Source organism: Streptomyces sp. NPDC031225, from assembly GCF_055570355.1.
In genome coordinates, this window is sequence record NZ_JBVIHJ010000039.1 from 18,617 (window position 1) to 39,418 (window position 20,802).

At 70.9% G+C, this 20,802-nt stretch carries 17 protein-coding genes and 1 pseudogene; 7 read left to right on the forward strand and 11 right to left on the reverse strand.

Features of this window, described 5'->3' with window-relative positions; translation table 11 throughout:
* The first annotated feature begins 10 nt into the window (after positions 1–10).
* Positions 11–205 carry a hypothetical protein gene (locus ACZ48Z_RS41745; protein WP_468741158.1) on the forward strand — a complete coding sequence of 65 codons (195 nt, stop codon included), beginning with the start codon at positions 11–13 and terminating at the stop codon, positions 203–205.
* A gap of 422 nt (positions 206–627) precedes the next feature.
* Here the strand turns inward: ACZ48Z_RS41745 and ACZ48Z_RS41750 are convergent, their stop codons facing one another.
* Positions 628–3,900 carry a S41 family peptidase gene (locus ACZ48Z_RS41750; protein WP_468741159.1) on the reverse strand — a complete coding sequence of 1,091 codons (3,273 nt, stop codon included), beginning with the start codon at positions 3,898–3,900 and terminating at the stop codon, positions 628–630.
* A 173-nt stretch (positions 3,901–4,073) separates the two neighbouring features.
* Here ACZ48Z_RS41750 and ACZ48Z_RS41755 point away from each other — a divergent pair, with 173 nt between their 5' ends.
* Both ACZ48Z_RS41755 and ACZ48Z_RS41760 read left to right on the forward strand, forming a co-directional pair.
* Entirely contained in the window at positions 4,074–4,679 is a 606-nt protein-coding gene (locus ACZ48Z_RS41755; protein WP_468741160.1) for a TetR/AcrR family transcriptional regulator, read from the forward strand.
* 128 nt (positions 4,680–4,807) lie between these two features.
* A complete protein-coding gene (locus ACZ48Z_RS41760) occupies positions 4,808–7,006 on the forward strand; it encodes an MMPL family transporter (protein ID WP_468741161.1) in 2,199 nt (732 codons plus the stop codon).
* A 45-nt stretch (positions 7,007–7,051) separates the two neighbouring features.
* Here the strand turns inward: ACZ48Z_RS41760 and ACZ48Z_RS41765 are convergent, their stop codons facing one another.
* Entirely contained in the window at positions 7,052–7,693 is a 642-nt protein-coding gene (locus tag ACZ48Z_RS41765; RefSeq protein ID WP_468741162.1) for a GNAT family N-acetyltransferase, read from the reverse strand.
* A 144-nt stretch (positions 7,694–7,837) separates the two neighbouring features.
* Between ACZ48Z_RS41765 and ACZ48Z_RS41770 the strand changes: the two genes are divergently transcribed.
* The 3 genes and pseudogenes from ACZ48Z_RS41770 to ACZ48Z_RS41780 all read left to right on the forward strand — a co-directional run.
* On the forward strand, positions 7,838–8,335 hold the full coding sequence (locus ACZ48Z_RS41770) for a YbaK/EbsC family protein (RefSeq protein ID WP_468741163.1): 498 nt from the start codon (positions 7,838–7,840) through the stop codon (positions 8,333–8,335).
* Entirely contained in the window at positions 8,332–9,177 is an 846-nt protein-coding gene (locus tag ACZ48Z_RS41775; RefSeq protein ID WP_468741164.1) for an EamA family transporter, read from the forward strand. Before ACZ48Z_RS41770 ends, ACZ48Z_RS41775 begins: the two co-directional genes overlap by 4 nt.
* Positions 9,178–9,941: 764 nt before the next feature.
* Positions 9,942–10,067, forward strand: a pseudogene (locus ACZ48Z_RS41780) (ABC transporter ATP-binding protein); the annotation flags it as partial.
* 92 nt (positions 10,068–10,159) lie between these two features.
* Here ACZ48Z_RS41780 and ACZ48Z_RS41785 read toward each other — a convergent pair.
* From ACZ48Z_RS41785 to ACZ48Z_RS41810, 6 genes are all read right to left on the reverse strand, one after another.
* The gene (locus ACZ48Z_RS41785) at positions 10,160–11,323 is read right to left on the reverse strand and encodes a serine hydrolase domain-containing protein (protein WP_468741165.1); all 1,164 of its coding nucleotides are present in this window, start codon (positions 11,321–11,323) and stop codon (positions 10,160–10,162) included.
* A 34-nt stretch (positions 11,324–11,357) separates the two neighbouring features.
* Positions 11,358–11,816 carry an organic hydroperoxide resistance protein gene (locus ACZ48Z_RS41790; RefSeq protein WP_468741166.1) on the reverse strand — a complete coding sequence of 153 codons (459 nt, stop codon included), beginning with the start codon at positions 11,814–11,816 and terminating at the stop codon, positions 11,358–11,360.
* 107 nt (positions 11,817–11,923) lie between these two features.
* Positions 11,924–12,385, reverse strand: coding sequence for a MarR family winged helix-turn-helix transcriptional regulator (locus tag ACZ48Z_RS41795; protein WP_468741167.1), 462 nt, complete (start codon positions 12,383–12,385; stop codon positions 11,924–11,926).
* Positions 12,382–13,140 carry an energy-coupling factor ABC transporter ATP-binding protein gene (locus tag ACZ48Z_RS41800; protein WP_468741168.1) on the reverse strand — a complete coding sequence of 253 codons (759 nt, stop codon included), beginning with the start codon at positions 13,138–13,140 and terminating at the stop codon, positions 12,382–12,384. Before ACZ48Z_RS41800 ends, ACZ48Z_RS41795 begins: the two co-directional genes overlap by 4 nt.
* A complete protein-coding gene (gene cbiQ, locus ACZ48Z_RS41805; protein ID WP_468741169.1) occupies positions 13,128–13,889 on the reverse strand; it encodes a cobalt ECF transporter T component CbiQ in 762 nt (253 codons plus the stop codon). The genes ACZ48Z_RS41800 and cbiQ overlap by 13 nt, the downstream gene beginning before the upstream one ends.
* Before the next feature lies 1 nt (position 13,890).
* Positions 13,891–14,934 (reverse strand): energy-coupling factor ABC transporter permease, encoded by a 1,044-nt coding sequence (locus tag ACZ48Z_RS41810; RefSeq protein WP_468741170.1) that lies wholly within the window; start codon positions 14,932–14,934, stop codon positions 13,891–13,893.
* Positions 14,935–15,101: 167 nt separating this feature from the next.
* Here ACZ48Z_RS41810 and ACZ48Z_RS41815 point away from each other — a divergent pair, with 167 nt between their 5' ends.
* Positions 15,102–15,449, forward strand: coding sequence for an SsgA family sporulation/cell division regulator (locus tag ACZ48Z_RS41815; RefSeq protein WP_468741171.1), 348 nt, complete (start codon positions 15,102–15,104; stop codon positions 15,447–15,449).
* Here the strand turns inward: ACZ48Z_RS41815 and ACZ48Z_RS41820 are convergent.
* The 3 genes from ACZ48Z_RS41820 to ACZ48Z_RS41830 form a co-directional block, all read right to left on the reverse strand.
* Positions 15,446–17,137 (reverse strand): penicillin-binding transpeptidase domain-containing protein, encoded by a 1,692-nt coding sequence (locus ACZ48Z_RS41820; protein ID WP_468741172.1) that lies wholly within the window; start codon positions 17,135–17,137, stop codon positions 15,446–15,448. The two genes, ACZ48Z_RS41815 and ACZ48Z_RS41820, sit on opposite strands and share 4 nt — an antisense overlap.
* Before the next feature lie 93 nt (positions 17,138–17,230).
* Complete coding sequence (locus ACZ48Z_RS41825) at positions 17,231–18,850, reverse strand: penicillin-binding transpeptidase domain-containing protein (protein ID WP_468741173.1); 1,620 nt, start codon at positions 18,848–18,850, stop codon at positions 17,231–17,233.
* A gap of 125 nt (positions 18,851–18,975) precedes the next feature.
* Complete coding sequence (locus ACZ48Z_RS41830) at positions 18,976–20,715, reverse strand: dolichyl-phosphate-mannose--protein mannosyltransferase (protein ID WP_468741174.1); 1,740 nt, start codon at positions 20,713–20,715, stop codon at positions 18,976–18,978.
* Positions 20,716–20,802 lie beyond the last annotated feature (87 nt).

A 20,802-nucleotide genomic window follows, 5' to 3' on the forward strand; every position in this document is an offset into this window, starting at 1 on the left:
GTGAACCCACATGGGTATGAAGGACCAGTTCCAGGACAAGTCCGAGCAGTGGCAGCAGCAGGCCAAGCAGAAGGCCCAGGAGGGCAAGGAGCAGGCCCAGCGGGGTCGCCGCGGCGAGCAGGACGGTGAGCGCGTGCGCGATGAGGAGACCGAGCGTCTCCAGCGCGAGGAGCAGGAGCGGATGGACCCCGACTACGACATGTAGTCACGTCACTGCTTGAAGCGTGGGGTGCCCTCTCTTTGTTGGGAGGGTGCCCTGCGTTTTTGTGTGGTGGCACGGGTGGGTTGTCGGGTGCGGGCCGGTGGGGGCTTGTCGCGCAGTTCCCCGCGCCCCTAAAAGCAAGGCCCCGTGCCTCTAGCAGCGAGCCCCCGCGCCCATGAGTAAAGGCCCCTGCACCCCTGGCAGCAAGCTCCCGTGCCCTTGAAAGCAAGGCCCTGCACCGCTGGCAGCAAGCTCCCGTGCCCTTGCGAGCAAAGCCCCCGCGCCCCTGGCAGCGAGCCCCCGCGCTCTTGCGAGCAAAGCCCCCGCGCCCCTGGCAGCGAGCCCCCGTGACCTTGAAAGCAAGGCCCCGCACCCCCCGAAAGCAAAGCCCCCGCACCCCTGAAAGCAGAGCCCCGTGCCCCTTCTCAAGGTCGTGGGGGCAGCTTCGGTCTTGATCTGTCCGGTACGTCTCGGTAGTCCGGTGGGGTGGCCGGGGGGTTTGTCTCCAGCAGGGTCAGTGCGAGCTGTACCGCGTCGTCCAGTTGGGCGTGGCGGCCCTCTGCCCAGTCCAGTGGGGTGCGGAGGATCTCCAGGTCGGGGGTGACTCCCTGGTTCTCGATGGACCAGCCGTACGCGTCGAACCAGGCCGCGTTCATCGGGACCGTGATCACCGTGCCGTCGCCGAGCTGGTGGCGGCCGGTCATGCCGACCACTCCACCCCAGGTGCGCTGGCCCACCACCGGTCCGAGCTTCAGGAGTTTGAAGGCCGCCGTGATCATGTCGCCGTCGGAGGAGGTCGCCTCGTCGGCCAGCGCGACGACCGGACCGCGCGGGGCGTTCGAGGCGTACGACACGGGCTGGGCGTTTCTCGTCAGGTCCCAGCCGAGGATGGTGCGGGTGAGTTTCTCCACGACCAGTTCGCTGATGTGGCCGCCCGCGTTGCCGCGTACGTCGACGATCAGGGCGGGGCGGGAGACCTCCATCCGCAGGTCCCTGTTGAACTGGGCCCAGCCCGAGCCGCCCATGTCGGGGATGTGCAGGTAGCCGCAGCGGCCGCCGCTCAACTCCCGTACGACAGCCCGGCGTTTGGCCACCCAGTCCTGGTAGCGCAGGGGGCGTTCGTCGAGGAGGGGGACCACCGCGACCCGGCGGGACCTGCCCTCGCCCCCGGACGGCGTGAACGTCAGCTCCACCGTCGTACCGCCCGCCGCCGCGAGCAGGGGATACGGGCCGGCGACCGGGTCGACCGGGCGGCCGTCCACGTGGGTGAGGACCGCGTCCTCGCGGATGCCGGTGCCGGCGAGCGGGGAGCGTGCCTTGGAGTCCGAGGAGTCGCCGGGGAGGATCCGCCGGACCCGCCAGCCACCGTCCCGGAGAACGAAGTTGGCGCCCAGCAGGCCCTGGCGGCGCTGGTAGTGGGGCGGGCCCTCGTTGCGGCGGGCGGCGGTGACGTAGGCGTGCGAGGTGCCGAGTTCGCCGAGCACCTCGCGCAGGAGGTCCGCGAACTCGTCGGGGGAGGCGACCCGTTCGACCAGGGGGCGGTACTGGTCGAGCACCGCGTCCCAGTCGATGCCGCACATCCCCGGCTCCCAGAAGTGCGCCCGGATCAGCCGGCCCGCCTCCTCGTACGACTGGCGCCACTCGGCGGGCGGGTCGACCTCGTGCAGGATGCGGCGGAGGTCGATCCAGACGGTCGAGTCGCCGTCGCCGGACTCCGTGGCGGGGGTCGCGCGCAGCTCGCCCTCGTCCACCACGACCAGCCTCGAACCGTCGCCGCTGACCGCGAACCAGTCCAGGTGCTCGACGAGTTCGGACTTCTTCGCCTTGCCGATGGCGAAGTGTTCGAGGGTCGGGCGCTCGGAGGTGTCGTCCGGGTTCACGAAGGTCTCGCCCAGCGCGCCCGAGATCGGCCAGCGCAGCCAGACCAGGCCGCCGCCGGCGACCGGGTGCAGCGCCGAGTACTTGGAGGCGGGGACCGGGAAGGGCGTCACCCGGCTCTCCAGCCCTTCGGTCTCGACCGTCACCGTCCCGCCGTCGCCGCCCTCGCCGCTCTCGTCCTCAACGGGGTCCAGGCCGCCTGCGGCCGGGCGGCCCTCCGGGTTCAGGGCGAACGGGGAGGGCGTCGCGGAGGACAGCGGGACCAGGTAGGGGCGGCAGCCGAGCGGAAAGGACAGGTCGCCGGTGTGGACGTCGTAGACCGGGTCGAAGCCCCGCCAGGAGAGGAACGCCAGATAGCGGCCGTCCTTGGTGAAGACCGGGTTCTCGTCCTCGAAGCGGCCGTTGGTGACGTCGACGATCAGCCGGTCCCCTCCGCCCTTCGGGGAAATACGGGCCATCTTGATCTGGCGCAGCGATCGCCCGATGCCCGGGTGCGACCACGTCAGCCAGGAGCCGTCCGGGGAGAAGGCCAGGTCTCGGACCGGGCCGTTGACGGAGCGGATGAGCTCGGTGACCCCGCCGTCGGCACCGTCCGTGCCCGTGGCGTCGGGGGCGTCGGCGGCGTCGCCGGACACGGTGATGAGCAGCACGCGGCCGTCGTGCGAGGCGATGGCCAGGCGCTCGCCCCGCGGGTCGGAGACCAGTTCCAGCACCCGGCCCAGCTCGCCCGAGGCCAGGCGTCGTGGCTCGCGGTCACCGGTCGCCCGGGGCAGATAGGCGATCTCGACGGCGTCCTCGCCCTCGGCGTCCGTGACGTACGCGACCTGTCCGCCCGAGCCGAGCATCTCCGGGAGCCGGACCCGTACCCCCGGCGTGTCCGTGATGGTGCGGGCCGGGCCGTCCCGGTGGGTCAGCCAGTACAGGCTGCCGCGGACGACGACGGCGCTCGCGCGGCCCGTCTCGTCCACCGAGATGCCGTCCACGTGCTGGGCGGCCGGTACCTGGTAGGTACGGCGGCCCGCGCGCGGCCCGCTAAGCCGTACGTCGAGTCTGCGCGGCTCGGCGCGGGAGAGGTCGTCGACGATCCAGAGGTCACCGGCGCACTGGTACACCACCCGGGTGCCGTCGCTCGCCGCGTGCCGGGCGTAGAAGGCGTCGTGGTCGGTGTGGCGGCGCAGGTCGGAACCGTCGTGGGCGCAGGAGTAGAGGTTGCCGACGCCCTCGTGGTCGGAGAGGAAGGCGATCCGGTCGCCGACGAACATGGGGGAGTGGAGGTGGCCGCCGAGGTCGGGGAGCAGGCGTTCGCCGTGCAGCCAGAGGCGGCCCGTCGCGCCGCCCCGGTAGCGCTTCCAGGCGGCGGGTTCGTGCGGCGGGGTGCCCGTCAGCAGCAGTGTCCTCCGGTCGGCGACCTGGATGTCCGAGACCGGACCCCAGGGGAGTTTGCGGCCGGGGGAGCCGTCCGTGGGGACCTTGTACGCCCAGGTGAAGTAGGAGAAGGGCTCGCCGTGGGAGGCGACGGCGAGGATCTCGCCGTTCGGGGTCCAGCCGGTCACCTGGGTGTCGGTCGAGCCCCAGTAGGTGAGCCGCCGGCCCGGTCCGCCGTCCACGTCCGCCAGATGGATCTCGGGCACGAGACTGCGCCAGCTCGTGTAGGCGATACGGCGGCCGTCGGGCGAGAAGCGGGGGTGGCCGGTCTTGGTCCGGTCGACGGTCAGGCGCCAGGCACGGCCCGGTCCGTCGAGAGGGGCCAGCCAGAGGTCGTCCTCGGCGACGAAGCACAGCAGGTCGCCGCTCAGGTGCGGAAGGCGCAGATAGCTCACCTTCCCATGCTTTTCCGGGGGATGGACCGGAGCAACTTGTGAAAAACCGGCCGAGCGCGATCCTCGGTGACCCACAACACGAACGAAACAGTTTCGTTTCGCTTCGAGGTGCGCTACATTCGTGTCGTACGAAACCGTGTCGTTCAAGGCACCGGAGCGGAAGGGTGAGTGACATGACCGAGGTGACAACCACGCGTCGCAGTCGGATCACCCCCGAGCGCGAGGCCGAACTGTACGGGGCCGTCATCGAACTGCTCCGTGAGGTCGGCTACGACGCCCTCACCATGGACGCCGTCGCGGCCCGCACCCGTTCCAGCAAGGCCACGCTCTACCGCCAGTGGGGCGGCAAGGCCGAGCTGGTGGCGAGGGCGGTGCGGCACACCAAGCCGGGCGGTATCGGTCTCGGCGAGATCGACACCGGGTCGCTCAAGGGCGACCTGCACGCGCTGACGATGCGCTCGGACGACTGCACGATGGAGCAGAACTCCGCGCTCATGCGGGGTCTGGCCATGGCGGTCCACAGCAACCCGGATCTCCTGACCGCGTTCCGCGCGTACCTCATCGAACCCGAGATGGCGGAGTTCCGCCGAGTGGTGCAGCGGGCGATCGACCGGGGCGAGGTGCGCCCCGACAACCCGTCGATCGAGTTCATGATGCACATGATGCTGGGCGGGTTCGCCGCCCGCACCATGATCGACGAGCTGCCGCCGACCCAGGAGTTCCTCCTTTCGTACATCGACGCCGTGGTCCTCCCCGCCCTCGGCGTTCCGACCGACTGACCGACCCTCCCCGCAAGTCCTTCACCTGACGTACCCGCTCATGTCGTCGGGCCGATCACCCCTGCCACCCACCGGGTTGATCAACCCTGTTCCGAAACACCTCACGACCTGACCGGGAGTACGCCTTCGTGGCCACGTTCCTCTACAAACTCGGCCGGCTCGCCTTCCGGCGACGGCACTTCGTCGCCCTCATATGGGTGGCCCTGCTGATGCTCGCGGGCATCGGCGCGGCCACCGCCCCCGCCGCCGGATCCACCTCCTTCTCCATCCCGGGGACCGAGGCCCAGAAGGCCTTCGACCTGCTGGAACAGCGCTTCCCGGGAGCCAGCGCCGACGGCGCCACCGGACGCATGGTCTTCAAGGCGCCCAAGGGCGAGAAGATGACGGACGCCGCCAACAAGGCGACCGTCGCCAAGACCGTCAGGGAACTGGGCGACGGCTCCGAGGTCGTCTCCGTCACCGACCCCTTCACCACGAACGCGGTGAGCAAGGACGGCACGGTCGCCTACGCGTCGGTGCGCTACGACGCTCCCACCATGGAACTCAAGGACGCCACCCGGGACGCCCTGGAGAAGTCGGCCGACGAGGCCCGGGACACCGGACTTACCGTCGACGTCGGCGGTGACGTGCTCCAGGCCCAGCCGGAGGCGGGAGGGATCGGTGAGGCCATCGGTCTCGCCCTCGCCGCGGTCGTCCTGGTCATCACCCTGGGCTCACTGGTCGCGGCCGGGCTTCCGCTGCTGACGGCGATCATCGGCGTCGCGATCGGCGTCTCCACCATCGCCGTCCTCGCCAACGCGCTCGACCTCGGCGACAACACCTCCACGCTCGCGGGGATGATCGGCCTCGCGGTCGGCATCGACTACGCGCTGTTCATCGTCTCCCGCTACCGCGGCGAGCTGGCCGCGGGCCGGGACCGGGAGGAGGCGGTCGGCCGGGCCACCGGCACCGCCGGGTCCGCGGTGGTCTTCGCCGGCCTCACGGTCGTGATCGCGCTGGCCGGACTCTCGGTCGTCGGCGTGCCGATGCTGACCAAGATGGGCCTCGCCGCGGCGGGCACGGTCGTGATCGCCGTCCTCATCGCGCTGACCATGATCCCGGCGCTGCTCGGCTACACCGGCCGCATGGTGCGCCCGGCGGGCGAGAAGCGCAAGAAGTCCCTTGAGGAGGAGCCCTCGAAGCCCAACCTCGGCGTCCGCTGGGCGAGCTTCGTCATCCGCCGCCCGGTCGCCGTGCTGCTGCTCGGCGTGGTCGGCCTGGGCGCGATCGCCCTGCCGGTCAGCCAGTTGGAACTGGGCCTGCCCGACGACGGTTCGCAGCCGACGTCCACGACCCAGCGCCGCGCCTACGACCTGCTCTCGGACGGCTTCGGCCCCGGCTTCAACGGTCCCCTGATGATCGTGGTCGACGCCAAGGGCAGCGACGACCCCAAGGCCGCGGCCGCCACGGTGGCCGACGGGATCAAGGGGCTCAAGGACGTCGTGACGGTCACCCCGGCGACCTTCAACAAGGCGGGCGACACCGCGACCATCACGGTCGTCCCCCAGTCCAAGCCGTCCTCGGTCCGGACCCAGGACCTGGTGCACGCCATCCGTGACGAGGTCGCGTCCAAGTCGGACGCCGACGTCCTGGTCACCGGCACCACCGCGATGAACATCGACTTCTCGCAGAAGCTCACGGACGCCCTGATCCCGTACCTGGCCCTGGTCGTCGGCCTCGCCTTCCTCCTCCTGATCGTGGTCTTCCGCTCGATCCTGGTCCCGCTGAAGGCGGCCCTCGGCTTCCTTCTCTCGGTACTCGCCGCGCTCGGCGCCGTGGTCGCGGTCTTCCAGTGGGGCTGGCTCGGCGGACTGCTCGGCGTCGAGGAGACCGGCCCGATCATGTCGATGATGCCGATCTTCATGGTGGGCGTGGTCTTCGGCCTCGCGATGGACTACGAGGTGTTCCTCGTGACCCGCGTGCGCGAGGCGTACGTCCACGGCGAGTCCCCGAGCCAGGCCATCGTGACCGGGTTCCGGCACAGCGCCCGGGTCGTGGTCGCCGCCGCGGTCATCATGATGGCCGTCTTCGGAGGCTTCATCAGCTCCGGCGAGTCGATGATCAAGATGATCGGCTTCGGCCTCGCGATCGCCGTCTTCTTCGACGCCTTCGTCGTCCGCATGGCGATCGTCCCTGCGGTGCTGGCGCTGCTCGGCAGCCGTGCCTGGTGGCTGCCGAAGTGGCTGGACCGCGCGCTGCCCAACGTCGACGTCGAGGGCGAGGGCCTGCGCGCCCCGGCCGAGAAGGACACGGATCCGGACCAGGACCGGGAACTGGTCCGCGTCTGACGCACGCGGTGTGAGGGAGTCGGCCGGTGAGGGGTGCGGGTGCCCTCACCGGCCTTCTGGTGCCGTGCCGCGCCCGAGATACGTGACCGGCCCGGCATCCGGTACGACGATCTCGTGGAAGCCGAGACGGTCGTAGAAGGCACGGGCGGGGATGTTGGCGCTCACCATCGACAGGTGTACGGCGGCCACGCCCCGCTCGTGCAGGGCGCGCAGGAACGCCTCCATGAGCGCCCGGCCGTACCCGCGCCCCTGCCACTGCGGGAGCAGGTCGATGTGCAAGTGGGCGGGATACGCGGCGACTTCGGACACGAGCATCCGCTCGGGGCGGTGCAGCAGTGCGACGATCTCCTCGTCCGGCGTGCGCGGCTCGCCCTCGGGCTCCGGATAGCGGCCGGCCACGAGGGGCAGCCACTTCGCGCGGTAGTCCTGGACGAACCGGGGCGTGTCGGCGGTGCCGAGGACGTACCCGACGGCCCGTCCCTCCCCGTCGTCCAGGACGAAGGCCAGCTCCGGTTCGAGATGGACGTACGGCGCCGCGAAGGCCGCGGTGAAGACGCTCGGGTCGGTGTAGTGCGGCCGGCTGTCCCGGCCCACGTGCGCGGTACGGACGCAGATGTCGCCGAGCGCTTCGCGGTCCTCGGGGCGGTAGGGGCGTACGGCGGGAGACGGGGCGGGCTCTGGGGTCATCGCAGCATCCTGCACGACGGGGGACGGCGGCGGCACGCCTCGGGTGCCGGGCGTGCCGACATCGCGCCCGCCCACGGCGGAGGAAACATGTGCCGGCCGGAATTCGTTTCGTGACGTCTGTATCCGGCAGCTAACCTGCCGGGCATGACGTCTTCCGAGTCCGGAGCCCACCCCCGTTTCGCCGAAACCCTCCGTGAGCTGGGCCTCGACGAGGTCACCGCGCGGGTCCGCCGCTTCCCCGACGCCACCCGTACCGCCGCCGAGGCCGCCGCCGCGATCGGGTGCGAGCTGAGTCAGATCTGCAAGTCGCTGATCTTCGCTGCCGACGGGGTGCCCGTGCTGGTGCTGATGGACGGGGCCTCGTGCGTCGACCTCGAACGGGTCCGGGAGGAACTCGGCGCCGAGAAGGTCACACGGGCCAAGGCGGACGTCGTCCGGGAGGCGACCGGGTACGCCATCGGGGGTGTGCCGCCGTTCGGGCACCGCACGAGGACCCGGGTGCTCGCGGACCGTTCGCTGCTCGACCACGACATCGTGTGGGCCGCGGCGGGCAATCCGCACGCCGTGTTCCCGATGCCGCCCAAGGATCTCGTGGCCCACGCCGGCGCCACCCTGGTGGACGTCCGAGACCACACCCCGTGACCCCGCTCGTCACCGCGGCCGTCCTGTTCGCCGCGGTCACGCACGCCAGTTGGAATGCGATCGCGCACCGGATCACCGACAAGCTGGTCGGGTTCACGCTGATCGCGGGCGGGGGGATGCTGATCGGCCTGGCGTTCATGCCGTTCGTGCCCGTACCGGCATCGGGAGCGTGGCCGTATCTGTTCGCCTCGGCGTTCATCCACCTCGTGTACTACGTCCTGCTGATGAAGTCCTTCCGGCTCGGCGACTTCGGGCAGGCCTACCCGATCGCGCGCGGCACCGCGCCCCTGGTCGTGACGCTGCTCGCCGCACTCTTCGCCCATGAGGTGCCGAACGGCTGGGCGGCCGCCGGAATCGCCGTGTCCTGCGCGGGACTCACCGGCGTCGCCCTGTGGGGGCTGCGGGGGCGCAGGCCCAACTGGGCGGCCATCGGGGCCGCGTTGGCGACCGGGCTGAGCATCGCCGCGTACACGGTCGTCGACGGCCTCGGCGTGCGTGCCTCCGGCTCCTCGCTCGGGTACATCGCCTGGCTGATGGCGATGGAGGGCCTGGCGATCCCGGCGTACGCCCTCTGGCGGTGGCGCGGGCAGTTCATCCCCGTCCTACGGCCCTACGCGGGCGTCGGTCTGCTCGGCGCCGCCCTGTCCGTCACCGCGTACGGGCTCGTCCTGTGGGCCCAGACCAAGGCGGAACTCGCCCCGATCGCGGCGCTGCGCGAGTCCTCGATCATCGTCGGCGCGGCCATCGGCGCCGTCTTCTTCAAGGAGCGGTTCGGGGCGCCGAGGATCGCGGCGGCCGGGCTGCTCGTGGTGGGCATCGGGCTGATGCTGCACGCCGGGTGAGGCGGTTCCCGTACGTCACGCTCGCTCTCATGGCCGCCCCGCTGCACGTCCTCCCGGCTGTTGGCCGACGGTGAGCGCCCAGCGGACGCCGGACGGAGCTGTGACCGTCACCGTGCCGTGCGATCGGGGGCTTGGCAGGTCCATCTCGTTCATGATGCTGCTGGTCTCCTCCTTCACGCAGGTGAGGGGGAAGCTCAGCCCGACCGGTTTCACGGAGACGGTCAGTGTTCCGTCTCCCTGGCAGTTCACGAGGATCGACAGGAGGCCGGCCTTCAACCCGCCCGGAATGTCGATCTCTTGCTGCCCCGGGCGTTCGCCTTCTCGATGAGGGCCTTGCCGCCCGGGTAGGCCGGGGCCTTCGTCACGGACTCGCCCGGGACGTGTTGGACACGGTCGAAGGCCGACGACCTCGTAGGGGAGGGGGCGGAAGGGGACGGCGGGGTCCCGGTGCCGCCTTGGCCACCGGCGCAGCCCGCCAGGGCGGCCGCTGCCGCCAATCCCCCCGCTGCTGCCGTGAGCGCTCTCAGCGGGAGCGACAGCTTGAGCATGTGACTCTCACCCGTGTCTTTCGTCGTGGCGGGCAGGCGGGATGTGAGCCTATGGCGCGGCCGGAGGTCAGCGGGAGTTCCGCTGATCTCCTGAGCGAGATCTGAGGGTGCTGCGGCTTCTGCCGGTCGCCGTCCTCCCGCGCGCTCGCGTCAAGCGCTCCCCAAACCCCGATCAAAAGGTCCCAGTGGGCGCTGAAGAAGGGACTCGAGGGACTCATGGACACACGCCCCGCAGTCCGGGCCCGCGGGATCGCCAAGTGCTTCGGTGACGTGGTGGCACTCGCCGGCGTCGACCTGGAGGTGACGCGGGGCCGGATCCACGGCCTGGTCGGCCCGAACGGCCCTACCTGCCCTCCGCGGAGTCCGACGGCTGAGCCGGCCTGACCCCTCCCGGCCTCCGGGACCCCGTGACCGGACGCCGGGAGGACACGGGGTCACAGGGTCGCCCGTACCGCCCGCACCAGCGCCTGTGCTCGCGGGTCCGCCGTGACCGTCTTGCGGAAGCCGTTGGTGACATAGCCGAAGGCGATGCCCGTGTCCGGGTCGGCGAAGCCGAGGGAGCCGCCGCGGCCGGGGTGCCCGAAGGAGCCGGGGCCGAGCAGCGGGGACGCGCTGCCGTGCAGCATGTACCCCGGGCCGAAGCGGGTGTTGACGACCAGTACGCGATCGGGGCCCGCCGACTCCTCGGTGCGGGCCGCCTCCACGGTGGCCGGGGTGAACAGCCGCACGCCGCCGTCGACGTCACCGATCAGCGCCGCGTAGATCCGGGCCAGGCCGTCGGCCGTCGCGATCCCGTTGGTCGCGGGCAGGGCGCTCGCCCGGTACGCCGGATCGTTCTGGTCGGGGAAGGGGGTGATCGCGGCGAAGGCGCGGCGGGTGAGGGAGCCGGGATCCGCGTAGGCCTCGGTGACGGACCGCTTGGGGCGGGCGTGCAGGGCGCCGGTCGGCTCCGGCGTCTCGATCCGGCCGACCCGTCCCGCCCGCCCGGCTGCCTTCTCCGCCTCCGGCAGCCCGAGCCAGAACCCGGCCCCGAGCGGCCCGGCGATCTCCCGCGCGATCCACGCGCCGGCGCCGAGCCCGGTCACCCTGCGCACCAGTTCGTCCAGCATCCAGCCGTACGTCAGCGCGTGGTACCCGTGGTCCGTGCCCGGCTCCCAGACCGGCGTCTGCGCGGCGACCGCCTCGGGGCCCTTCACTGGGTCCAGGGCCTCCTGCGGGGTGAGCGGCCGGTCCAGCACCGGCAGTCCGGCCCGGTGGCCCAGCACATGCCGGACCAGGACCCGCTCCTTGCCGCGTGCCTTGAACTCGGGCCAGTACTCGGCCACCGGCGCGTCCAGGTCCAGCAGCCCCCGCTGGCGCAGCAGCAGGGGTACGGCGGCGGCGACGCCCTTGGTCGCCGAGCGCACGAGCTGCGCGGTGCCGCGCTGCCAGGGCTCGGTGCCGTCGACGTCCCTGGTGCCGGCCCACAGGTCGACGACCCTGCGCCCGTCCCGGTACACGGCGACCGCCGCGCCCCGGTCCCCGAGCGCCTCGAAGTTCCGCGCGAACGCGTCCCTGACCGGTTCGAAGCCCTCGGCGACGGTGCCGTTCACGTCCACGTCCGTGCTCCTCCTGCGTGCGGGTGTCTCCCTCTCACCCAAGCAGGATCGTCACGTCGATGTTCCCCCGGGTCGCGTTCGAGTACGGGCAGACCTCGTGGGCCGCGTCCACCAGCTTCGCCGCGATGCCCGCGTCGAGGATCGGGAGGGAGACGCTCAGGGCGACGGCGAGGCCGTAGCCGCGGTGCCTGTTGGGGCCGATGCCGACCTTCGCGGCGACGGTGGAGCCGCTCAGGTCGTAGCCCATGCGGTTGCCGACGAGGATCAGCGCGTTGTGGAAGCAGGAGCTGTATCCGGCGGCGAACAGCTGCTCCGGATTGGTGCCGTTGCCGTCCCCGCCGAGCGCCGGTGGCATGGCGACCTTCAGCTCGATCTGGCCGTCCTGACTGGTGACGTAGCCGTTGCGGCCGCCGTGCGCGGTGGCCTCGGCGACGTACATGATCTTCGTCGGACGGGTGTCGACGGCTGTGTCGACGGCGGTGTCGTCACTCATGGCTGGCCCCCCAAGGAACAAGTGCGCGCAAGTACATCGTGCACAAGGTACCGGCCGGTAGGTGAGGGCTGGACTACCAGGGGGTGGCAACCTCGGGTAACAGGAGGTCAGCGAGGGCGCTCGGAAGCCTCGTTCGCTCTCTCAGCGAGCCCCCACAACTCCTGGCGCAACCTCGCGATCTCCTCGGAGTCGAGCCCCGTCGCGGACAGGAGAGCGCCGGGGACGCGGGCCGCGCGCTCCCGGAGTTCCTCCGCGCGCTCCGTGCACGCCACGAGAACCGAGCGCTCGTCGGCCGCCGCGCGCTCCCGGCGTACCAGCCCCGCGCCCTCCAGCCGCTTGAGCAACGGCGACACCGTGCCGTAGTCCAGCCGCAGCGCTCCCGCCAGCTCCTTCACGGTGGTCTCCCCGCGTTCCCACAGCACCAGCAGCACCAGGTACTGCGGATAGGTGACCCCGAGCTCGTCGAGGAGCGGCCGGTACGCGGCCGTCACCGCGCGCTGGGCGGCGTACAGCGCGAAGCACAACTGGTCGTCAAGGAGCAGCGACCCGGCGTCCTCTTCGTTCGTCACGCGCCCATTGTCACGGACCGCGGATCGAATCCGAAGGGCAGCTCCAGCCGGTGGGCCCGCATCAGCTCGTCGTCGGCGAGGAGTTCGCTGGTCCTGCCGTCCGCGACGATGGTGCCCTCGCTCAGGATCAGGGAGCGCGGGCACAGCTCCAGGGCGTACGGCAGGTCGTGCGTGACCATCAGCACGGTCACGTCCAACGAGCGCAGGATGTCGGCGAGTTCACGGCGGGAGGCCGGGTCGAGATTGGAGGAGGGCTCGTCCAGGACCAGGATCTCCGGCTCCATCGCCAGTACGGTCGCCACCGCCACCCGGCGGCGCTGGCCGAAGGAGAGGTGGTGCGGGGGCCTTTGGGCGAAGTCCGCCATGCCGACCCGCTCCAGGGCGGTCCGCACGCGCTCCTCCAGCTCGGGCCCCCGGAGCCCGGCCGCCGCCGGTCCGAACGCCACGTCCTCGCGCACGGTCGGCATGAAGAGCTGGTCGTCGGGGTCCTGGAAGACGATGCCGACCCGGCGCCGGATCTCCGCCATGTGCTGCTTGCCGACCGGGAGCCCGGCGACCCGTACCGAGCCCACCCCGCCGCCCAGGATGCCGTTGAGGTGCAGCACGAGGGTCGTCTTGCCGGCGCCGTTCGGGCCGAGCAGCGCGACCCGCTCGCCGCGCGCGATCGAGAAGTCCACGCCGAAGAGGGCCTGGTGTCCGTCGGGGTACGCGTAGGCCAGACCGGCCACTTCGAGGGAAGGTGTCACAGGGTCCATCCCAACACGCAGACGACGAGGGCGGCGACGGGGAGTGCGAAGGCGTACGACCACTGCGTCCGGGACGCGGTCACCTCGTCGATCACCGGCATCGAACCGGCGTACCCCCGGCTGACCATGGCCAGGTGCACCCGCTCGCCGCGTTCGTAGGAGCGGATGAACAGCGCGCCGGCCGACTTCGCGAGGACGCCCCAGTGCCTGACGCCGCTCGCCTCGAACCCGCGCGACTCCCGCGCGATCCGCATCCGCCGCATCTCGTCCGTGATGACGTCGCCGTAGCGGATCATGAAGGACGCGATCTGGACGAGGAGCGGCGGGAGCCTGAGCCGTTGCAGGCCGAGGAGCAGTTCGCGCAGTTCGGTGGTGGACGCCAGCAGGACCGACGCGGCGACGCCCAGGGTGCCCTTCGCGAGCACGTTCCAGGCGCCCCACAGTCCGCTCACGCTCAGGGACGTGCCGAGCACCTCGACCCGGTCGCCCTCCGCGACGAACGGCATGAGCACCGCGAACGCCACGAACGGCACCTCGATCAGCAGCCGCCTCAGCAGGAAGGCGGCGGGCACCCGGGCGACGTACGCGACCACGCCCAGGAGGGCGGCGTACAGGGCGAACGCCCACATCGCCTCCCGCGGTGTCGAGACCACGACGACTACGAAGGCGAGGACCGCCGCGAGCTTCGTGTGCGGCGGCAGGGCGTGCACCGGCGAGTGCCCGTGCCGGTAGAGCTTGTGTGCGTGTCCGGCACCCATGTCAGACGCCGGTGCCGACGGGAGTGGTGTCGGCGCCGCGCCGCCTGCGCACCGCCCAGAACACCGTGCTGCCCGCGACGACGGTGACACCGACGCCGATGACGCCCGCCAGTCCCCCGGACAGGCGGGCGTCATCGACGTCCTTCACGCCGTAGTCGGCGAGCGGGGAGTCCGCGTTGGCGTGCTTCTCGGCCTTGGCGTCGATGCCCTTGTCGGCGGCGACCTTCTCCAGACCGTCGGGGTTCGCGGACGCGTAGAAGCTGACGAACCCGGCGAGGACCAGGGAGGTCACGAGCCCCGCGATCCACACCGTGCGGTGCGAACGGGCGGTGACCGGGGTCTTCTCGGCGGCGGGCACGTCGACGAGCTCGCCGTTCACCCGCAGCCGGAGCTTCTGCTCCAGTCCGCGCGCGCCGTACACCAGGTCGGGGCGTACGGCGACGACGGCGCCCACGGTGAGCGCGGTGATGGCCGCCTCTCCGATGCCGATGAGGACGTGGACGCCGATCATCGCGGTGGCGACCTTGCCGATGGAGACGTCGGTGGTGCCGCCGACCGCGTAGATCAGGGTGAAGGCGACGGCCGCGGCGGGCACCGAGAGCACCGCGGCGACGAAGGAGGCGGCCGTGATCGAACTGCGCCTGCGCGGGAGCACCTTCACGAGCCCGCGGAAGACGGCGTACGCGACGACCGTGGTGACGACGGCCATGTCGGTGATGTTCACGCCGAGCGCGGTCAGACCGCCGTCCGCGAACAGGATGCCCTGCATGAGCAGGACCACGGACACGCACAGGACCCCTGTGTACGGGCCCACGAGGATCGCGGCCAGCGCCCCGCCGAGCAGGTGGCCGCTGGTCCCGGCGGCGACCGGGAAGTTCAGCATCTGTACGGCGAAGATGAACGCGGCGACCAGGCCCGCCAGGGGCGCGGTGCGCTCGTCCAGTTCGCGGCGGGCGCCGCGCAGGCTCACCGCCACGGCGGTCGCGGCGACCACGGCGGTCGCGGCCGAGATGGGGGCGTCTATGAATCCGTCAGGCACATGCACCGTTGCATGATGTGGCTTGTTGCGAACCTTTTGCAAGAGAGGGGTGACGCGAACAGCGAATGGCATGCTTGCGGCCCCGGGGCCGTGATCCGGGAAATGTGCGACGCTGGAGAAGGAATGGATGCACAGCTTCCGCACAGGTTACGCAGCGTGAGAGGGTCGTCACGATGTCTGTCGTCGAACAGTACGCACGAGCCCACATCGTCTCGGACGCGGACATCGCGGAGGACGAGGCGGTCCCGGTGGTCCTGCGCTACGACCCCGAGAGCGACCCCCGCTCGGTACGCGTCGGCCTGCCGGGCACCCACGAGTGGACCTTCTCCCGCGCTCTGCTGGAGCAGGGCCTGCGGGCTCCGGCCGGCAGCGGCGAGGTACGGGTGTGGCCGTGCGGCCGGGTACAGGCCGTGATGGAGTTCCACTCCCCGCAGGGCGTGTCGGTGGTGCAGTTCGAGCAGAAGGCACTGCTGAGGTTCCTGCGCCGCACCTACATGGCCGCCGCGCCCGTGGGGAACTAACCGCCGATCTTCAGCAGGGCCGCCACGATCGGGCCCGCCGTGTCGCCGCCGTGGCCGCCCGCCTGGGCGACCCCCGCCGCCGCGAGGTCGCCCCGGTACGCGGTGAACCAGCCGTTGGGCTTCTTCTGCCCGTCGACCTCCGCGGAACCGGTCTTCGCGCCGACGTTGCCGTAGACCCCGGACATCGCCTCGGCCGCCGTACCGTAGCCCGCCGTGTACGCCATCAGCTCACGCAGCTGCGCCAGCGTGCCCGCGGACATCGTGCGCGAGGCCGTGGCCAGCGTGCGGCCGTCGACCGTCGGGGAGACCAGGTAGGGCTGCTTGAAGGTGCCCGACTCGACGGTGGCGGAGACCGACGCCATGTTCAGCGGGTTCATGCGCACCCCGCCCTGGCCGATGAGCGAGGCCGCCTTCTGGGCCGCGCTCTGCACCGGGACCGAGCCGTCGAAGGACGGGACGCCGATCGCCCAGTTGTCCATGGACAGACCGAAGACCTGCTGGGCCTGCTTGGTCAGGCTGTCGTTGTCCAGCTTGCCCGCCTGGCTGATGAAGGCGGTGTTGCAGGAGCGGGCGAAGCTCGCCTTGAAGGTGCCGCCCTTGATCTCGAACTTGTCGTCGTTCTGGAACTTCCAGCCGCCGTACGTGAAGTACTTCGGGCAGGGGTGCGCCTTGTCCGGCGACGCGAGGTCCTTCTCGATCAGCAGCGAGGAGGTGACGACCTTCATCGTGGAGCCCGGGGCGAGAGAGCCCTGGAAGGCGGTGTTGAAGCCCGGGTTGGCGTTGGCCACGGCGAGGATCTCACCGGTCGAGGGCCGCAGGACGACCACGGAGGACCGGGCCTGCGTCGTGACCTGCCGCTCCGCCGCCGCCTGGAGCGTCGGGTTCAGCGTCGTCCTCACGGTGCCCGGGGTGCCCTTGCTGAGCTCCACCAGGGTCTTGTCGGAGTCCTCGGCCTTGGCCTTGGCGGACCCGGACGCCTTGCCGCGGACCACCCGCAGTTCGATGCCCGCCTTGCCGCCGGCCTTCTTGCCGTACTTCTCGCGCAGCCCGTCCAGCACCGTGCCCAGGGACGGGTACTTGGCGGCGGTCAGCTCGCCGCCGTCCCGGTCGACGGCCTTGATGGGCGGCGTCCCGGACTCGCCGGTGACCAGGGTGTCGCCGTCCTTCAGATCGGGGTGGACGACCGAGGCGGACCAGTGGACCTGCGGCTTCCCGGTGCTCGTGTTGCGGACGACGGTGAGTGAACTGCCGTACACCAGCGGCTTGGTGAGGCCCTTGTACGTCACCGTGGCCTTCACGGAGAACGGCACCTTGCCGCCGGTGCGGGTGCCCGGGGTGAGGGTGACGCCGGTGATGTGGGCGTCCTTGGTGTAGCCGGTGAGGAGGGCGGTGGCGGCCGCGGTGTCACTGGTCGCGGCCGCAGCCGTGGTGACCCTGCCCTGCTGCCAGGAGGTGAGGAAGGTGGTCGCGGTGGAGGTCACCTCGGCAGCCGACAGCGGACCGGTCTTGACCTTCGGCTTGTGGTCGGCGGCCGCGGACGTGTTCTGCGTCCGGTCGTCGGCCGCCGCCCCGGCGCCGTACAGCGCGTAGACACCGAGACCGGCGCCCACGACGACAACGGCGATCATCCCGCCGACCACGGCGGGCCTGGTCTTCCGTCGCTCGGCGACGCGCCTTCTGTTACCCACGATCCACGCCTCCGCGCTGTCCCAGGGTCATCGTCGCCCTCATACATCCCAACGACGGCCACAGCCTAGAGTCCCTGCCCTGCGCGGGTGACGTCAGCCTGCGGCTCGTAGCACAGCTGCGACAATCGGACCCGCCGCGTCGCCGCCGTGGCCGCCCTCCTCCGTCATGGCCGCCGCGGCCACGTCGTTGCGGAAACCGGTGAACCAGCTGTTGGACACCTGCTGTCCGTCGACCTCCGCGGAACCGGTCTTCGCGCCGATGTCCCCGCCGAGCCCCGCCATCGCCTTCGCGCCGGTGCCCTGGGTCGCGGTCAGCCGCATCATCTGCTTCAGCTGGGAGGCCGTGTTGTACGGCAGCCCCTTCGCGGTGGCCAGTTTCCGGTCGTCGAGCCCGGGCGGGACCAGGTAGGGCTGGCGGAAGTCGCCGGTGATCGCGGTGGCCGTCACCGAGGCCATGTTCAGCGGGTTCATCTGGACCTGGCCCTGGCCTATCGCGCCCGCCGCCCGGTCCGGGCCGCCGACCGCGGGGACCTTGCCGTCGAAGGAGACGACGCCGGTCTTCCAGTCCTCGCCGATCCCGAACCGGTTCTGGGCCTCCAGCGCCAGCGAGTCGTCGGTGAGCGGCTTCTCGTCGATGAGCTTGATGAAGGCGGTGTTGCAGGACCGCATGAAGCTGTTGGCCAGCGTGGCGCCCTCGTTGGGCTGCATGCCGGTGAGGTTCTTGAAGGTCTGTCCCTGCCACACGGCACTGTCCGGACAGGGTGCCGGGCCGTTCATCGAGGTCACGCCGTTGTCGATGAGCATCGCGGCGGTGATGATCTTCATGGTGGAGCCGGGGGCCTTGGTTCCCTCGAAGGCCGCGTTGAAGGCGTCCGTACGGTTGTTGGCCACCGCCAGCACCTCGCCGGTGCTGGGCTTGACGGCGACCACCGAGGACTGCCGGTACAGCTTCACGGCCTTCTCGGCGGCGGCCTGCGCGGTCGCGCTGAGCGTGGTCTCCAGCTTGCCCGCCTTGCCCTCGGCGAGGGTCAGCAGCGAGGTGTCGGGCGTCTCGTCCGGGTGCTTGACGACCAGCTCGATGCCGGGGGTGCCGCCGGCCTCGGCCCCGTACTTCTCCCGCAGGGCGTCCAGGACCGGCCCGAGGGAGGGGTACTTCTCCTTGGTCAGGACCTTGCCGCCCCGGTCCAGCGCCTCGATGGACGGGCTCGCGGACTCGCCGGTGACGAGCCTGTCCTCCGCCTTCAGTCGCGGATACACCACGGAGGGCTGCCAGTCGACCAGCGCCTTGCCGGTGGTCACCCCGCGCACGACGGTCAACTTGCTCCTGTACGCGAGCGGTTTCGACTTCCCGTCGTACGACACCGTCGCCTTCACGCTGTACGGCACGGTGGCGCCGGCCGCCTTGCCGGGCGTGATGCGTACGGCACCGATGTGCGCGTCCGTCTTGTAGCCCGCCAGCAGCACCTCGGCCGCGGCGCTGTTGTTCGTGAGCGACGCCGCGCTCGCCGCGTCGCCCTTCTCCCAGGCCGCGAAGAAGTCCTTCGACGTCTTCGCGATCTCGTCGGCATCGGGCGGCCCGCTCCTGACGCCACCCGAACCGCTTCCCCCGTCGTCGCTCAACGCCGACACGACGTTGTACGCCCCGTATCCGGCCCCGCCGACCATCACGGCGAACACCGTGCTGACGACAGCGACCTTCACCCCCTTGGCCATGGTTTGGCCCCCTCCCCGATTACCCCGTTGTTGTGGGCACTCTAGGCGGGAGGTGTGACACCCGGGGCGGGAGTTTCCCGATTCGTCGGAGCGGGTGCTCAATCACATACGTGAATATCGGCCCCCTAGACCCACGTATCCAGCCACATCCGCGACCGCCAGCTGTCGATCGGGATCGCCGTCCCGGTGTACAGGGGCCAGAAGTAGATGAAGTTCCAGGCGATCAGGAGGACCAGGACTCCGGCCGCGGTCGCGCCGGCCACGCGGCGGGTGTCGGTGGCGCGTGGGGGGCCGATGAGGGCGCCGAGGAGCATGGCCACGGCCAGGCAGAGGAAGGGGAGGAAGACGATCGTGTAGAAGAAGAAGATCGTGCGCTCCTGGTAGTTGAACCAGGGCAGGTAACCGGCCGCGATACCGCAGGCGATGGCGCCCGCGCGCCAGTCGCGGCGGAAGAACCAGCGCCACAGGACGTAGAGGACCGCGAAGCAGGCCGTCCACCACAGGAGCGGGGTGCCGATCGCGAGGACCTCGCGGGCACACTTCGCCCCCGCGTCCGCCGGGCAGCCGTCGGTGCCGGGCGAGGGCGACTCGTAGAAGTACGAGACCGGCCGGCTGTCGACGAGCCAGCTCCACGGGTTGGACATGTACGTGTGCGGCGAGGAGAGGCCGACGTTGAACTTGTAGACCTCGTGCTCGTAGTGGATCAGGCTGCGCCACCAGTCGGGCAGGAAGGTCCAGCTGCCGCCCTTGCCGTCGGTCGCGGCCCAGTTGCGGTAGTAGCCGCCGGTGCCGTCCGCGGGGGAGAGGATCCAGCCGATCCACGAGGTGAGGTAGGTGACGAACGCGACCGGCACCATGGCCAGGAACGCGATGCCGAGGTCGTGGTTGATGACCGCCTGGTACGGGTGCCGCGCCCCCGCGACCCGGCGGGAGGCGACATCCCACAGCACCGTCATGACGCCGAAGGCGATGAGGAAGAACAGGCCGTTCCACTTGGTGCCCATGGCCAGGCCGAGCAGCAGACCCGCCAGCCAGCGGTACGGCCGCCAGCCGAGCCGGAGGGTGTCCGCGATCCCCGCGTCGGGGCGCACGAACCCGTCGGCGTCGACCGGCAGCGCCGCCGCGAGTTTCTCCCGTGCCCGGTCGCGGTCGACGACCAGACAGGCGAACGCGGCCAGCACGAAGAACATCAGCACACCGTCGAGCAACGCGGTCCGCGCCATCACGAAGGCCAGGCCGTCCACGGTCATCAGGGCGCCCGCGAGACAGCCCAGGAACGTGGAGCGGAAGAGACGGCGGCCCACCCGGCACACGATCAGCACCGACAGCGTGCCGAGCAGCGCCGTCATGAACCGCCAGCCGAACGGATCGAACCCGAAGATCAGCTCGCCGAGCCCGATGACGTACTTGCCGACCGGCGGATGCACGACATAGGCGGCGTCCGTCGGCAGCGCGACGTGCCCGTTCGAGGACAGGAGCTGGCTGTCGACGTTCTTGCCCCAGCTGAGCTCGAAGCCGCGGTGGACGAGCGCCCACGCGTCCTTCGCGTAGTACGTCTCGTCGAATATCACCTTCTTCGGGCTGCCCAGGTTCCAGAACCGCATCAGGCCCGCCACCAGCGTCACCGACAGCGGCCCCAGCCAGCCCGACCAGCGCATGACGCGCTCGGCGAGCGCCCCGGGCACGCCCAGGACCTGCCACATCCGCGGGCTGGGCTCGACATAGGGCGGCACCAGGCGCTCGCGCACATCGCTTCTGTCCTGGGCCTGATAGCCGAATCGGCGCAGCCTCTGCTGCCACGACGGCCGCCGGTCCTGGGGGGCCTGGTCCTGCCGGGTGTCCGTGGAGGACGCGGTACTGGTCACCGCGCCATCGTAGGGAACACCGCTGTGTGCGTCCCGTGCATGGGTGGGACAGACGCGGATGCGTCCGGATCCGGCGGCCCCTGGGAG

Excerpts from the sequence above, each read along its gene's own strand:
- ACZ48Z_RS41755 (WP_468741160.1), top strand. The coding sequence starts at position 4,074 with ATGACCGAGGTGACAACCACGCGTCGCAGTCGGATCACCCCCGAGCGC.
- ACZ48Z_RS41790 (WP_468741166.1), bottom strand. The coding sequence starts at position 11,816 with ATGAGTGACGACACCGCCGTCGACACAGCCGTCGACACCCGTCCGACG.
- ACZ48Z_RS41815 (WP_468741171.1), top strand. The coding sequence starts at position 15,102 with ATGTCTGTCGTCGAACAGTACGCACGAGCCCACATCGTCTCGGACGCG.
- ACZ48Z_RS41770 (WP_468741163.1), top strand. The coding sequence starts at position 7,838 with ATGACGTCTTCCGAGTCCGGAGCCCACCCCCGTTTCGCCGAAACCCTC.
- cbiQ (WP_468741169.1), bottom strand. The coding sequence starts at position 13,889 with ATGGGTGCCGGACACGCACACAAGCTCTACCGGCACGGGCACTCGCCG.
- ACZ48Z_RS41765 (WP_468741162.1), bottom strand. The coding sequence starts at position 7,693 with ATGACCCCAGAGCCCGCCCCGTCTCCCGCCGTACGCCCCTACCGCCCC.
- ACZ48Z_RS41745 (WP_468741158.1), top strand. The coding sequence starts at position 11 with ATGGGTATGAAGGACCAGTTCCAGGACAAGTCCGAGCAGTGGCAGCAG.
- ACZ48Z_RS41825 (WP_468741173.1), bottom strand. The coding sequence starts at position 18,850 with ATGGCCAAGGGGGTGAAGGTCGCTGTCGTCAGCACGGTGTTCGCCGTG.
- ACZ48Z_RS41800 (WP_468741168.1), bottom strand. The coding sequence starts at position 13,140 with ATGGACCCTGTGACACCTTCCCTCGAAGTGGCCGGTCTGGCCTACGCG.